General features: G+C 74.0%; 11 protein-coding genes and 1 pseudogene. 2 read left to right on the plus strand and 10 right to left on the minus strand.

Going from position 1 to position 13,178, the window contains the following annotated elements; genetic code table 11:
* Positions 1 to 1,228: pseudogene (locus VKZ81_RS00505) on the minus strand (hypothetical protein); the annotation flags it as partial.
* A 334-nt stretch (positions 1,229 to 1,562) separates the two neighbouring features.
* On the opposite strand from VKZ81_RS00505, the gene VKZ81_RS00510 reads away from it, so the two are divergent.
* The gene (locus tag VKZ81_RS00510) at positions 1,563 to 3,182 is read left to right on the plus strand and encodes a glycoside hydrolase family 13 protein (protein WP_324239341.1); all 1,620 of its coding nucleotides are present in this window, start codon (positions 1,563 to 1,565) and stop codon (positions 3,180 to 3,182) included.
* Between the two features lie 16 nt (positions 3,183 to 3,198).
* Here the strand turns inward: VKZ81_RS00510 and VKZ81_RS00515 are convergent, their stop codons facing one another.
* From VKZ81_RS00515 to VKZ81_RS00525, 3 genes are all read right to left on the minus strand, one after another.
* Positions 3,199 to 4,461, minus strand: coding sequence for an aminotransferase family protein (locus tag VKZ81_RS00515; RefSeq protein ID WP_324239342.1), 1,263 nt, complete (start codon positions 4,459 to 4,461; stop codon positions 3,199 to 3,201).
* Between the two features lie 21 nt (positions 4,462 to 4,482).
* On the minus strand, positions 4,483 to 4,917 hold the full coding sequence (locus VKZ81_RS00520) for a DUF5709 domain-containing protein (RefSeq protein ID WP_324239343.1): 435 nt from the start codon (positions 4,915 to 4,917) through the stop codon (positions 4,483 to 4,485).
* A 69-nt stretch (positions 4,918 to 4,986) separates the two neighbouring features.
* Positions 4,987 to 6,141, minus strand: coding sequence for a PucR family transcriptional regulator (locus tag VKZ81_RS00525; RefSeq protein ID WP_324239344.1), 1,155 nt, complete (start codon positions 6,139 to 6,141; stop codon positions 4,987 to 4,989).
* A gap of 46 nt (positions 6,142 to 6,187) precedes the next feature.
* On the opposite strand from VKZ81_RS00525, the gene VKZ81_RS00530 reads away from it, so the two are divergent.
* On the plus strand, positions 6,188 to 6,502 hold the full coding sequence (locus VKZ81_RS00530) for a hypothetical protein (RefSeq protein WP_324239345.1): 315 nt from the start codon (positions 6,188 to 6,190) through the stop codon (positions 6,500 to 6,502).
* 10 nt (positions 6,503 to 6,512) lie between these two features.
* Here VKZ81_RS00530 and VKZ81_RS00535 read toward each other — a convergent pair whose 3' ends face one another.
* The 6 genes from VKZ81_RS00535 to VKZ81_RS00560 are packed head-to-tail and all read right to left on the minus strand — an operon-like array spanning position 6,513 to position 13,108.
* A complete protein-coding gene (locus tag VKZ81_RS00535; RefSeq protein ID WP_324239346.1) occupies positions 6,513 to 7,481 on the minus strand; it encodes a 5-oxoprolinase subunit C family protein in 969 nt (322 codons plus the stop codon).
* On the minus strand, positions 7,478 to 8,371 hold the full coding sequence (locus VKZ81_RS00540) for a 5-oxoprolinase subunit B family protein (protein ID WP_324239347.1): 894 nt from the start codon (positions 8,369 to 8,371) through the stop codon (positions 7,478 to 7,480). Before VKZ81_RS00540 ends, VKZ81_RS00535 begins: the two co-directional genes overlap by 4 nt.
* Entirely contained in the window at positions 8,368 to 9,723 is a 1,356-nt protein-coding gene (locus VKZ81_RS00545; protein ID WP_324239348.1) for an acetyl-CoA carboxylase biotin carboxylase subunit, read from the minus strand. The genes VKZ81_RS00540 and VKZ81_RS00545 overlap by 4 nt, the downstream gene beginning before the upstream one ends.
* Positions 9,720 to 9,965 carry an acetyl-CoA carboxylase gene (locus tag VKZ81_RS00550; RefSeq protein WP_324239349.1) on the minus strand — a complete coding sequence of 82 codons (246 nt, stop codon included), beginning with the start codon at positions 9,963 to 9,965 and terminating at the stop codon, positions 9,720 to 9,722. Before VKZ81_RS00550 ends, VKZ81_RS00545 begins: the two co-directional genes overlap by 4 nt.
* Positions 9,966 to 9,977: 12 nt before the next feature.
* A complete protein-coding gene (pxpA, locus tag VKZ81_RS00555) occupies positions 9,978 to 10,700 on the minus strand; it encodes a 5-oxoprolinase subunit PxpA (RefSeq protein ID WP_324239350.1) in 723 nt (240 codons plus the stop codon).
* Between the two features lie 14 nt (positions 10,701 to 10,714).
* A complete protein-coding gene (locus tag VKZ81_RS00560; protein ID WP_324239351.1) occupies positions 10,715 to 13,108 on the minus strand; it encodes a xanthine dehydrogenase family protein molybdopterin-binding subunit in 2,394 nt (797 codons plus the stop codon).
* Positions 13,109 to 13,178 lie beyond the last annotated feature (70 nt).

Raw genomic sequence — 13,178 nt, forward strand, 5'->3', positions numbered from 1 at the left:
CGCGCTGGTCCTCGAGGCGGTCTTCCCCGCCGCGCAGGTCGCCATCGCGCACGTTGTCGCTGCGCAGGTCGTCACCGCGCAGGTCGTCCCTGCGCAAGTCGCCCCTGCCCAGGTCGTCACTGCGCAGGCCGTCACCGGGCCCGTCCTCGCCGCGCAGATCCTCGCGCTCGTCGGTACCCGCGTCGGCGCGCTCGGGGCCGCGTCCGCCGCCGAGCGGGTCGGTGGCGGCGGCCTCGTCCGCGGGCGGGACCGGGCGTTCGATGCGGGGCGAGCCGCTGGGCCGGCCGCGGTCGGCCCAGCGGCGCAGCCGCGGGTCCGCGTCGACGAGCTTGCGCTCCTGCGGCTGCGGCTGCGGCTCGGAGCTCGGCGGCTCCGGCTCGAACAGGGCGTGGTGCGACGGGCCCCGCTCGCGGGAAGCCCGGTCGGCCGGTTCCTCGTCGCGGCTGCGCTCCGCGTCGAACGGGTCCCGGTTCGACGGCTGCGGCGCGAGGGGCGACGGGCCCAGCGGGTCGTCGCCGGGCCGGTCACCCGCGTGTTCACCGTCCATGAGGCCATCGTTCACGCGGTCGCGCTCTCCGGCCCCCCGATCGCGGTCGGCGTCGGTGAGCGGGCCGTACCCGTCGCGGACCCGCCCGGTGGCGAGCGCGTCGAGCGGGTCGCCGTCCGGTCCCCCGCCGTTCGGCGCAGGCCGGGCGAAGCCCGGCTCGTCGTACCGCCGGTCGTCGGCGCCGTGCGCCGCCGGGCGGTCCCGCCGGTCCGGCCCGAGGTCGTCGAACGGCCGCGCGAACGCGGCGTCGTCGGCACCCCGGTCGCCGTCGGCGTCCGGCCGCCGGTCCTCGTCGCGGCGCGGGGCGGCCCAGTCGTCGCTGCCCCGGTCGTCGCCCAGGTCCCCCGGATCGTCGCCGCCACGGTCGGACCAGTCGCGCTTCCCACCGTCGGCCCGGTCGTCGGCGAGCGAGTGCTCGCCGTGCCGACGCGGTGTCGGGAAGGACTCGTCCTCGTCGCGCGGACCGCCCGCGTCGCGGCGCTCGTCCCAGAGCTCCGGGATGTCGTGCAGCGGCTCCCGGTCCGCGGGCTCCCCCCAGCCCCAGTCGAAGGCCTGCTCGTCGCCTCCGGCGAGCAACCGGTCGACCAGGGACCGGTCGTCGGAGGCCGGGCGGTGCCCGTCCCCGTCGGCTACGGCATGCCGGGCTGCGCTGTAGCGCCCGCTCCCCGCCTCACCGGCCATCGCACGCTCCTGTCCCCCTAGCAGTCACTTGCCGTGTCTGTACAACGAGCGGATCACGGGGAGGGCGCGGTAGCCCACGTCACTGGCGTCCACCCGAGTGACGGCGGTCACAGCCTGTGCGTACGGGTCACGCGCTTCGTACCTCCCACGTCACGAACCGTGGCCTCGAACGGGTCGCCCGGGGCACCACGTGTTGAGCTGTCCGGTGGCAGAGGCACGACCGAATGGCGCAGCTACCCGAAACGGGTGAACTTCCGGCGCGCTTGCTGGCGCACCGGGCTCTGCCTATCGTCGGAACCGCTTAGATTTAGCGCCTGAACAAAAAGGAGCGCCCGTGTCGGACCCCGCGCCGTGGTGGCGGCAGGCCGTCGTCTACCAGATCTACCCCCGCAGCTTCGCCGACTCGAACGGCGACGGGATCGGCGACCTGCCGGGCATCACGAGCCGCATCGGGTACCTGCGGGAGCTGGGCGTCGACGCGGTGTGGCTCTCGCCGTTCTACCCGTCCGCGCTCGCCGACGGCGGCTACGACGTCGACGACCACCGCGACGTCGACCCCAAGATCGGCACGCTCGCCCAGTTCGACGAGATGGTCGCGGCGCTGAAGGCGGCCGGGATCCGGCTGATCGTCGACATCGTCCCCAACCACACGTCCAACCGGCACGAGTGGTTCCGCGCGGCGCTCGCCTCCCCGCCCGGCTCGCCCGAGCGGGACCGCTACGTCTTCCGCCGCGGGGAGGGGCCCAACGGGGAGCGGCCGCCGAGCGACTGGGTCGCCACCTTCGGCGGACCGGCGTGGGAGCCGGTCGGCGACGGCGAGTGGTACCTGCACATGTTCGCGCCCGAGCAGCCCGACCTGAACTGGGACAACCGCGAGGTCAGGGACGACTTCCTCGAGACGCTGGCGTTCTGGGCCGACCGCGGCGTCGACGGCTTCCGCATCGACGTGGCCAATGCGCTCGCCAAGGACCTCACGCCGCCGCTGCCCAGCCAGGCCGAGCTGGACGCCGAGGACCTGCCCGACGGCGCGCACCGGCTGCTCGACCGCGACGAGGTGCACGAGATCTACAAGGAGTGGCGGGAGCTGTTCAACCGCTACGACCCGCCGCGCACGGCCGTGGCCGAGGCGTGGGTGCGCTCGGCGCACCGCCGGGCCCGCTACGCCTCCGCGGACGGCCTCGGCCAGGCCTTCAACTTCGACCTGCTGCTCGCGTCGTGGGACGCGGCCGAGTACCGCAAGATCATCGACGAGAACCTGTCCCTCGCCCGGTCGGCGGCCACCTCTTCGACGTGGGTGTTCTCCAACCACGACGTGGTGCGCCACGCCACCCGCTACGCGCTGCCGCCCGGCACCGACCTCAAGGCGTGGCTCATGACGGGCGGGACGAACCCGCCCGCCGACGCCGAGCTCGGGCTGCGCCGCGCCCGCGCCGCCACGCTGCTCGCGCTCGCCCTGCCCGGCTCGATGTACCTCTACCAGGGCGAGGAGCTGGGCCTGCCCGAGGTCGCCGACCTGCCGTCGGAGGTCCTGCAGGACCCCACCTGGGTGCGTTCCGGGCACACCGAGAAGGGCCGCGACGGCTGCCGGGTGCCGCTGCCGTGGACCGCGAGCGGCCCGTCGTTCGGCTTCGGCCCCGGCCCGGCCCACCTCCCCCAGCCCGCGACCTTCGGCGAGCTGTCGGTCGAGCGGCAGGAGGCGGACCCGGGCTCCACGCTCGCGCTCTACCGCCGCGCGCTCGCCGAGCGCCGCAGGCTGCAGACCGCCGAGGACCTGGAGTGGGCCGCGGACGCACCGGAGGACGTCGTCGAGTTCCGCAGGCCGAACGGTTGGACCTGCGTGACGAACTTCGGCGACACCCCGGTGCCGCTGCCCGCGGGCCGGGTGGTCGTGTCGAGCGGGCCGCTGCCCGACGGGCTGCTCCCGGCCGACACGACCGCGTGGCTCGAGACCTGAGACCGGGCCGGGGCGGTCAGGACGCGTCGTCCAGGCCGCCCCGCAGGCCCTCGACCATCAGCTCGACGTGCTCGTCGGTGAAGGTGAGCGGGGGCGACACGGCCAGCGCCGACACCATCGGCCGCACGAGCACGCCGCGCCGCCGCGCCGCGGCCGCCACCGCGCCGGGCAGGCCCGGGTTCGCGGCCACCCGCTCGGGGTCCAGTTCGATCGCCGCGAGCGCGCCGGTGCCGCCGCGGGCCTCGGCGACGAGCGGGTGGTCGGCGAGCGACTGCACCGCCTCGTAGAGGGGCAGCTCCAGCCCGTCGGCCCGCTTGAGCAGGCCCTCGTTCTCCATGATGTCGAGGTTCGCCATGGCCGCCGCGCAGGCCGTGGGGTGGCCGGAGTAGGTGGCGCCATGCCGGAACGGGGCCGCGCCGTCGGCGAAGAACGGCTCGGCCACCCGCTCGTGCGCCACCACCCCGCCGAGCTGTACGTACCCGCTGGTGATGCCCTTGGCGAACGTGACGAGGTCGGGAACGATGCCGAACCGGTCGACGCCGAACCAGTCGCCGAGCCGGCCGAACCCGCAGATCACGCTGTCGATGACGAGCAGCACCCCGTGCCGGGTGCAGATCTCGCGGACCCGCTCGACGTACCCGGGCGGCGGCGGGTAGACGCCGCCGGCGCCGATCACCGGCTCGACGAAGAACGCGGCCACCCGCTCCGGGCCGATCCGCTCGATCTCGGCCTCGAGCGCGGCGGGGTCGTTCCACTCGACCTGCACCACGTCCGGCACGAACGGCGCGGCGACGCGGTTGGCGGGGATCCCGGCGAGCGCGGTGCCGAACCCGTGCGTGCCGTGGTAGCCGTGCCTGCGGCTGATCAGCACCGTGCGCTCCGGGTGCCCGGTGCGCACGTGGTACTCGCGTGCGATCTTGGCGGCGGTGTCGATCGCCTCGCCGCCCCCGTTGACCAGGAAGATCTTCGCCCCCGGGACGGGTGCGATGCCGGCGAGCCTGCGGGTGAGCTCCAGCGCGGGGCGGTTCGCGAAGTCGGTGAACGTGTGGTAGGTCGCGAGCTCGCGCATCTGCGCGGCGACGGCGTCGGCGATCTCCCTGCGCCCGTGGCCGACGTTGACGCACCACAGGCTGGCCGTGGCGTCGAGGTAGCGGTTGCCCGCCTCGTCCCAGAGCCACACGTCCTCGCCGCGCGTGACCACGAACTCGGAGCGGCGCACGGCGCCCATGGCGGCGAACGGGTGCCAGAAAGCGGTGTCGGTCGCGTCCACGTCAGTCATGCCGGGAACGGTACGCGCCGCTCACTCGTCGAGCGCCTGCTCCTCGCCGACGACGTGCACCGCCGCCTCCTCCGCCGAGGCGGCGCCGCCGTCGATGCCCGCGTCGAGCGCGTACAGCTCCTCGTCGTCGTCGAACGCCCCGCCCCGCGCGACCAGCCGCCCGGCGCGCGCGTCGCCGACCTCGGCGTCGATCGGCTCGCCGTCGGTGTCGGAGGTGTCGCCGATCCCGTCGCCGGTCCACTCCCCGTCCTCGGGGGCCTCGCGCGCGAGGCGCACGTCGAGGGGCTCACCGTCGGCCTCTTCGCGGGCGGTGGTGCCCCAGTCGGTGCTCGCCCACGGTTTCTCGGGCGGCGAGTACCCCTCGTCGAGCACGTCGGCGACGCCGCGGTCGTCCAGGCTGTCCTCGGGCTCCAGCAGCCCGGAGTCGTCCTCGTCCGAGCGGTTCTCGGGGTCCATGGCCCCAAGCCTGGCACGCGGCCCGCGGCGCGGGGAACAGCCGACACGGGACGTTCACCGGACAAACCTTCACCGGGCGCACTGCAGCGCGAGCAGCACCACCGCCGCGTCGGCGGGCACCGTCACGTCCCGCCCGGTGAGCTCGGTGAACCGGCGGAGGCGGTTGAGCACCGTGTTGCGGTGGCAGTACAGCCGCGACGCCACCTGCGCGACCGAGCCGGTGGCGAGGTAGGCGCGGACCGCGGCGAGCACCCGGTCCCGCTCCCGCGCGGGCACGTCGGCGAGCCCGCCGAGCTCGCCCGCCACGAGCTCGGGCCCGATGTCGGCCAGGCGCGCCCCGGCCAGGTGCAACCACGCGTCGGCGAGCTCGCGCGGGCCGTCGAGGTCCGGCGTGACATCGACGATCTCGCCCGCGATCCGCGCGCTGCGCGGCACGTTGGCCAGGCCGTGCGCGGGCGGGCCGACCCCGCACGGCACCCCGGCGAGGGCGGCCCGTACCGGGGCGCCCGTCCCGCCCTCCCAGCGGGCGATCAGCACGAGGTGCCGCCCGGTGGACTGCACGTGCACCATCCGCCCGTCGGCGCCGAGCCGGTCGGCGGCCCGCCGCAGCGCGGGCCCCGCCGACGCCGCCGCGGCCGCGACGAGCAGGTCGGCGTCGACGTCGATGTCGAGCGCGACGGCGAGCCGTTCCACCTCGTCGGGGTCGGGGTCCTGGCCCGCGAGCAGGGCGGCCACCAGCATCGTCCGCTCACCCTGCCGCTCCCGGGCGAGCAGCGCCGCCTCGGCCTCGTAGCTCACCCGGATCTGCGTCGAGTAGTCCTCGACCACCGCCCACACGTCCTCCACGTGCGAGACGAGCAGCGCCTCGTCGGCCGGGTCGGCCCGGTCGCGCAGGGCCGCCCAGAGCACCCGGAAGTCCAGCCGCACCGCGGTGAGCAGGTCGTTCAGCGGGACGCCCCGGCGCGCCCTGTCCCGGCCGATCGACGGGCCGATGTCGAGCAGCCGCTCCGGGACGGGTTGGCCGGCGACCCGCCGCAGCAGGTAGTCGAAGGTGCGGTCGGCGTCGGCCTCGAGCACCTCGTTCGGCACGAGCCCGCGCCCGTACGGGCCGATCGCGCGCACGCGCTCGACGAACTCGGTGACGAGCGCCTCGGCGTCGGCGCGCACCCGCCCGACGAGCGCGCTCCAGCGGGCGGCCGCCGTGTCGTCCTGCGACTGCAGCATCCGAACACGCTAAGGGGCGGCGACGTCCTCCTTAGGATCGCGCCCCATGGGATCGTCGCGCGTCCGATCGTTCCTCGCCGGGCTGCTCGTCGCCAACAGCGCGCCGCACCTCGCCAGCGCGGTCGCCGGGCGGCAGCACCTCACCCCGCTCGCGGGCCGGACGTCCGGCCCGGCCGTGAACGCCGCGTGGGCGGCGCTGAACCTCGCCGCCGGAGCCGCCCTCCTGAGGTGGCGGCGCCCCACCGGTTCGCGGTGGGACCGCGACCTCGTCTCCTTCGAGGCCGGCTACCTGCTGTTCGCCTGCTGGATGGCGGGCACGGAGCGGCTCTTCCCGACCAACTGGGATCGGGAAGGCGACTGACCCGGCCCGGTCAGGCGCCCAGCGCCTCCGCGAGCCGCTGGTTGCGCTTGCGGTAGTCCGCGCGGGCGGCCAGCGCCCCGTCCAGGTCGACCTCGACGAACCGGGTGCGGGTCTTCGGCGCCGACTGGGCGACGAGGTCGAGGTCGCCCGACAGCACGGTGGCGATCATCATGTAGCCGCCGCCGGAGACGGCGTCGCGGTGCAGGATGATCGGCTCCACGCTGCCGGGCACCTGGATCGAGCCGATGGGGTACGGCGCGTCCACGATGTTGGACGGGTCCTGCCCCGCCCCGAACGGTGGCTCCCGCGGCACGGTCTCCAGCTGCGGCCCGGCGTAGCGGAACCCGATGCGGTCGGCCTCCGGGGTGAGGTCCCAGGTGCTGTCGAGGAACGCGGCGCGCCCGGCGTCGGTGAGCCGGTAGTCGTAGAGGCCCATGACCACCCGCACCTCGACCTCCTTGGACAGGGTCGGGCGCAGGTCGGCGGGCACGCTGCGGCCGGGTGTCGCGCCGCTCGCCCGCCCGATCGGCAGCCGGTCGCCGGCCGCGATCGGGCGGCCGGACACGCCGCCGAGCGCCCCGAGCGCGTAGGTGGAGCGGCTGCCGAGCACCTCCGGCACGTCGATCCCGCCCGACACCGCGATGTACGCCCTCGCCCCCGCGGTGAGGTAGGCGAAGCTCAGCACGTCCCCGGCCGAGACGGGGAACGACTCCCAGACGGGCCGCTCCTCCCCGTTCACCTTCGGCACCATGGTCGCCCCGGTGACCGCGACCACCGCGTCGGTGGTGAACGCGAGCTCAGGACCCATGTAGACGGCCTCGAGCGCCGCGGCGCCCGCGGGGTTGCCGACGAGCAGGTTCGCCGCGCGCAGCGAGTACTGGTCCAGCGCCCCCGACGGCGGGATGCCCAGGTGGTAGTAGCCGCTGCGGCCCGCGTCCTGGACGGTGGTGGACAGCCCCGGCTTGACGACCTCGATCATTTCAGGACCTCCAGGAGCCGTGCGTTGTAGCCGTCGGGGTCGTCGAGGAACGACTGCAGGTGGAACTGCACGGGTCGCGTCCTGACGTGGAACGTCCCGGCCTCGACCTCGGCGAGCAGCTCGTCGTAGCGCTCCCGGTCGATCGGGGTGAACTTCACGATGTCCGCGGGCCGGAACAGGACCATGAACTCGGTGAAATCCGGCAGCGTCTGGGTGGGGTCGTAGATCGGGGCGGGCGTGATGCCGAGCATCTGGTAGCCGCCCGCTCCGCGCACGGAGTAGATGCAGGCGAAGCAGCCGCCGTAGCCGACCGTCTGCTTCGGGGTGTCGGTGCGCGGGCGCAGGTACTTCGGCACGATGATCTGCCGTTCCCGCGGCACCATCTGGAACATGAACGGCAGCCCGGCGACGAACCCGACCATCGAGGTGAACCACGGCGAGCCGGAGTGCGCCGCGATGAAGTCCTCGACGCTCGAGTAGCCGTTGATGCGCGCGGCGTACTCGATGTCGGTGGAGTTCGGGTCCTGGTGGCGGTCGCGGAACCGCATGAGGGTCTCGGTGGTCCAGGGATCCCGGTAGAGCACGGGGATCTCCAGCACCCGGGTGTCGAGCGCCAGCTCGTGGGCGTCGCCGACCTGCTGCTCCAGGTCCTTGAGCAGTGCGAGCAGCTCGCGCGGGTCCAGCACGTCCGGGTCGAAGCGCACCTGGTAGGAGGCGTTGGCCGGGCAGATCTCCAGCACGCCCTCCGGGCGCGCGGCGGCCAGCTGCTTCGTGATCGCCATCGCCCGGAAGTTGGCCTGCAGGCTCATCTCCTCGGCGAGCTCGACGAAGACGAACTCGTCACCGCCCCAGCTGTAGCGGGCGGGCTGGACCTCCGTCATGGCCGTCATGCGGGCTCCTCACGGTCGGACAACCACTTCTCCAGCGTCCCGGTGTGGAAATCCCCCGCCGCGAACCACTCCTCGCCGAGGATCTCGGCGTGCAGCCCGGCCGTCGTCGGGACGCCCTCGACGGCGAACTCGGCGAGCGCGCGGTGGGAGCGGCGGATCGCGCTCTCGCGGTCCTCGCCCCACACCACGACCTTCGCCAGCAGCGAGTCGTAGAACGGCGGGATCGTGACGTCGGGCTCGAGCCACGTGTCGACCCGCACCCACGGGCCGTCGGGCAGCTCGACCCGCCCGACCTTCCCCGGCGACGGCAGGAAGTCCCGCGCCGGGTCCTCGGCGTTGATCCGGAACTCCATCGCCCACCCGCGGGCGGCGATGTCGGACTGCCGGTGCGGCAGCGGGTCGCCCGCGGCGATCCGCAGCTGGTCTGCGACCAGGTCGATGCCGGTGACCAGCTCGGTGGTCGGGTGCTCGACCTGGATGCGGGTGTTCATCTCGATGAAGAAGAACTCGTGCGTGTCGTCGTCGACGAGGAACTCGCAGGTCCCCGCGCTGCGGTAACCGACCTCGCGGGCGAGCCGCACGGCCGCCGCCGTCATCTCCTCCCGCACCCGCTCGTCGACGCCGGGCGAGAGCGCCTCCTCGAGCACCTTCTGCCTGCGCCGCTGCAGCGAGCACTCCCGTTCGAACAGGTGCACCGCGTCGGTGCCGTCGCCGAGCACCTGCACCTCGACGTGGCGGGCGCGGCGGACGAACCGCTCCAGGTACATGCGCCCGTCGCCGAAGGCGCTGGCCGCCTCCCGGGACGCGGCCGGGAACGCCGTGCGCAGCTCGGCCTCGTCGGCGACGACCCGGATGCCGCGCCCGCCCCCACCCGCGGCGGCCTTGAGCATGACCGGGTAGCCGATGTCGGCCGCGGCGGCGAGGGCCGCGTCGACGTCGTCGACGCCGTCCTCGGTGCCGGGCACGGTCGGCACGCCCGCGGCCGCGGCCACCTGGCGCGCCCGCACCTTGTCACCCATCCGGTCGATCACGTCCGCGTCCGGGCCGACGAACGCCAGCCCGGCGTCGGCGACGGCCGCGGCGAACGCCGCCCGCTCGGACAGGAACCCGTAGCCGGGGTGGACCGCGTCCGCGCCGGTCTCGCGGGCCGCCGCCACGATCGCGTCGACGAGCAGGTAGCTCTTGCCCGCCGGCGGCGGCCCGATCTCCACCGCCGCGTCGGCCAGCCGGACGTGGCGGGCGTCGGCGTCCGCGGTGCTGTGCACGGCCACCGTCGAGATCCCGAGATCACGGGCGGCGCGGATGATCCGCACCGCGATCTCACCCCGGTTGGCGACGAGGAGGCGCTTCACCCTGCCTCGATCACCGCGACCGGCTGGCCGGCCTCGACGACGTCCTCGTTCTCGACGAGGAACTCGACGAGCGTGCCGGCGGCCCCCGCCTGCACCGGGTGGAACGACTTCATGACCTCCACGAGGCAGACGGTGTCGTCGGCCCCGATGGTCTGGCCCTCCACGACGAAGGGGGCGCTGTCCGGGTCCGGCCGGCGGTAGAAGACGCCGGGGATGGGTGAGACGACCTCGATGCGGCTCACGCGGTCTCCTTCCTAGTTCAGGTGCGGTCGCAGCGCCTCGTGAACGGCCTTCGCGAGGTCGACGGCGTTCGGGGTGTCGGAGTGCACGCACACGCAGTCGGCGCGCACCGGGATCTCGGTGCCGTCGATCGCCGTCGCGACCCCCTCGGTGACCGCGCGCAGCGCCTTCTGCGCCGAGGACGCGGGGTCGAACGCGGCGTGCTCGCGGGTGATGATCAGCGAGCCGTCCGGGCGGTAGTCGAGGTCGGCGTAGTACTCCGAGATGAACCCGCCGGGGCTCGCGCCCCAGACGCGTTCGTGCGCCGTGCCCGCCATGCCCATGAGCGGCACGCCGAACACCGCGGCGGCGTCGGCGACGGCCTGCGCCACCTCCTCGTCGCGGGCCGCCATGCCGTAGAGCGCGCCGTGCGGCTTGATGTGGTTGAGCTCCATGCCCTGCTCGCGCAGGAACCCGGTCAGCGCGCCGACCTGGTAGATCACCGAGGCCGTCAGCTCGTCGCGCTCCATCTTCATCTCGCGGCGGCCGAAGCCCTCGCGGTCGGGCAGCGACGGGTGCGCGCCCACCTTCACGCCGTGCTCCTTGGCGAGCGCGACGGTCCGCCGCATCACCCTCGGGTCGGAGGCGTGGAAGCCGCACGCCACGTTCGCGAGCGTGATCCAGGGCATGAGCCCCTCGTCGTCGCCGCAGCGGTAGATGCTGAAGGCCTCACCCATGTCGCAGTTGATCGCCACCATGTCCGGCCTCCCGTCTAGGTGTTCGGTCCGCCATCACCCGCAGTCTGGCCCGACTCGGCGATGGCCCGCCACACCCTCTCCGGGGTGACCGGCATGTCGAGGTGCCTGACCCCGAGGTGGCTCACGGCGTCGATCACGGCGTTGACCACGGCGGGCGCCGACCCGATCGCCCCGGACTCGCCGATGCCCTTCACCCCCATCGGGTTGGTCGGCGACGGGGTGATCGTCTGGTCGAGGGTGAAGCTCGGCAGGTCCACCGCGGTCGGGAAGTGGTACTCGGCGAGCGTCGGCGTCTTCGGGTTGCCCGCCTCGTCGTAGACGGCCTCCTCGTACAGCGCCTGGGCCACGCCCTGCGCGATGCCGCCGTGCAGCTGGCCCTCGACGATCGCCGGGTTGACGATCGGGCCGCAGTCGTCCACCGCCACGTACCTGCGGATCATGACCCGCCCGGTCTGTGTGTCGACCTCGGCGGCGCAGATGTGCGTGCCGAACGGCCAGGTGAAGTTGGGCGGGTCGAAGTGGTGGTCCGCTGTGAGGTTCGGCTCCATCCCTTCGGGGAGGTTGGCGGCGAGCGACGCGGCGAGGGCGACCTCCTGGATCGTGATGCCCGGCCCGGAGGTGCCCGCCACGGAGAAGCGGCCGCCGGAGAACTCGAGGTCGTCCTCGGAGGCCTCCAGCAGGTGCGCGGCGATCGCGCGGGCCTTCGCGGCGACCTTCTCCGCCGCCAGGTGCACCGCGACCCCGCCGACGGGCAGGCTGCGCGAGCCGTAGGTGTCGCGGCCGAACGGGGCGATCGCGGTGTCGCCGTGCAGCACCTCGACGTCGTCGGGGTGCACGCCGAGCGCGTCGGCGACGATCTGCGCCCACGCGGTCTCGTGCCCCTGCCCGTGCGGGGACGTGCCGGTGACGACCTCGACCTTGCCGCCGACCGTCATCCGCACGGTCGCGGCCTCCCAGCCGCCGCTCTGCAGCCGCACCCCGGCCGCGACCTTGGACGGGGAGAGCCCGCCGCTCTCGGTGAAGTTGCCGATGCCGATGCCGAGCTGCACGACGTCGCCCCGCTCCCGGCGCTCGCGCTGCTCGGCGCGCAGCCGGTCGTACTCGACCAGCTCCATCGCCCGCCGCATGGTCGCCTCGTAGTTGCCCGAGTCGTACATCACGCCGGACGGCACGGTGCGCGGCTCGGAGAACGGCGGGATGAGGTTGCGCAGCCGCACCTCGGCCGGGTCCATGCCCAGCTCCCGGGCGAGGTCGTCCATGATCCGCTCGTGGGCGTAGGCGGCCTCGGAGCGGCCCGCGCCGCGGTAGGCGTCGGTGGGCGTGAGGTTGGTGAACACGCCCTTGCACTCGAAGGAGTAGGCGCCGAAGTCGTAGAGGCCGCAGTAGGTGAACGCACCGAACACGGCGATGCCGGGGGTGAGCAGCTGCAGGTAGGCGCCCATGTCGGCGAGCAGCTCCACCCGCATCCCGAGGATCTTGCCCTCGCGGGTGGCCGCGACGGCGATCTTCTGGACCTGACCCCGCCCGTGGGTGGTCGCGATGTGGTTCTCCGAGCGGGTCTCGGTCCACTTCACCGGCTTGCCCGTGCGGCGGGCCAGCGCGAACGCGAGCGCCTCCTCGGCGTAGAGGTTGAGCTTCGAGCCGAACCCGCCGCCCACGTCCGGGGCGACCACGCGGATCTTGGTGTCGGACACGCCGCAGACCATGGCCAGCAGGTCCCGCACGAAGTGCGGCACCTGGGTGGAGCTGTAGACGGTGAACGCCCCGCCCACCGGCTCGGGCACCACCACGACCGCACGCGGCTCCATCGCCGAGGGCACCAGCCGCTGCTGCACGTACCGGCCCTCGACCACGACGTCGGCCTGTGCGAACGCGGCGTCGACGTCGCCGACCGCGAGCGGCCACGTGTAGCAGTGGTTGGTGCCCAGCTCCTCGTGCACCAGCGGGGCGCCCGGCGCGAGCGCGGCCTCCACGTCGACGACGGCGGGCAGCTCCTCGTAGTCGACCTCGACCAGCCCCACCGCGTCCTCGGCGGTCCGCGCGTCGGTGGCCAGCACCACGGCCACCCCGTCGCCGACGTGGTTGACCTCGTCGCGCGCCAGCGGGTGGTGGTCGGGGATCTTGATGTCCTCCGTGACCGGCCACCCGCACGGCAGCCCGATCGCGAAGTCGCCGGCCAGGTCGGCCCCGGTGAACACGGCCACCACGCCGGGGAGGGCGCGGGCGGCCGCGGTGTCGACGCCCCGGATGCGGGCGTGCGCGACCGGGCTGCGCACCACCGCCATGTGGAGCGTTCCGGCCGGCGTGATGCCGTCGGTCCACGTGGCCCGGCCGGTGATCAGCGCCGCGTCCTCGCGGCGGGGCACGCTCTGGCCGATGTAGGTCGGTCGCTCCGCGGTCTGGGTCATGTGGCGCGCCTCCTTGGTCGACAGCGACCCACAGCGTCTTCTCGATCACGCCGCACGGGAAGGGGCGAAC

The sequence above is a fragment of the Pseudonocardia sp. genome (assembly GCF_035305885.1).
Taxonomy (GTDB): Bacteria; Actinomycetota; Actinomycetes; order Mycobacteriales; family Pseudonocardiaceae; genus Pseudonocardia.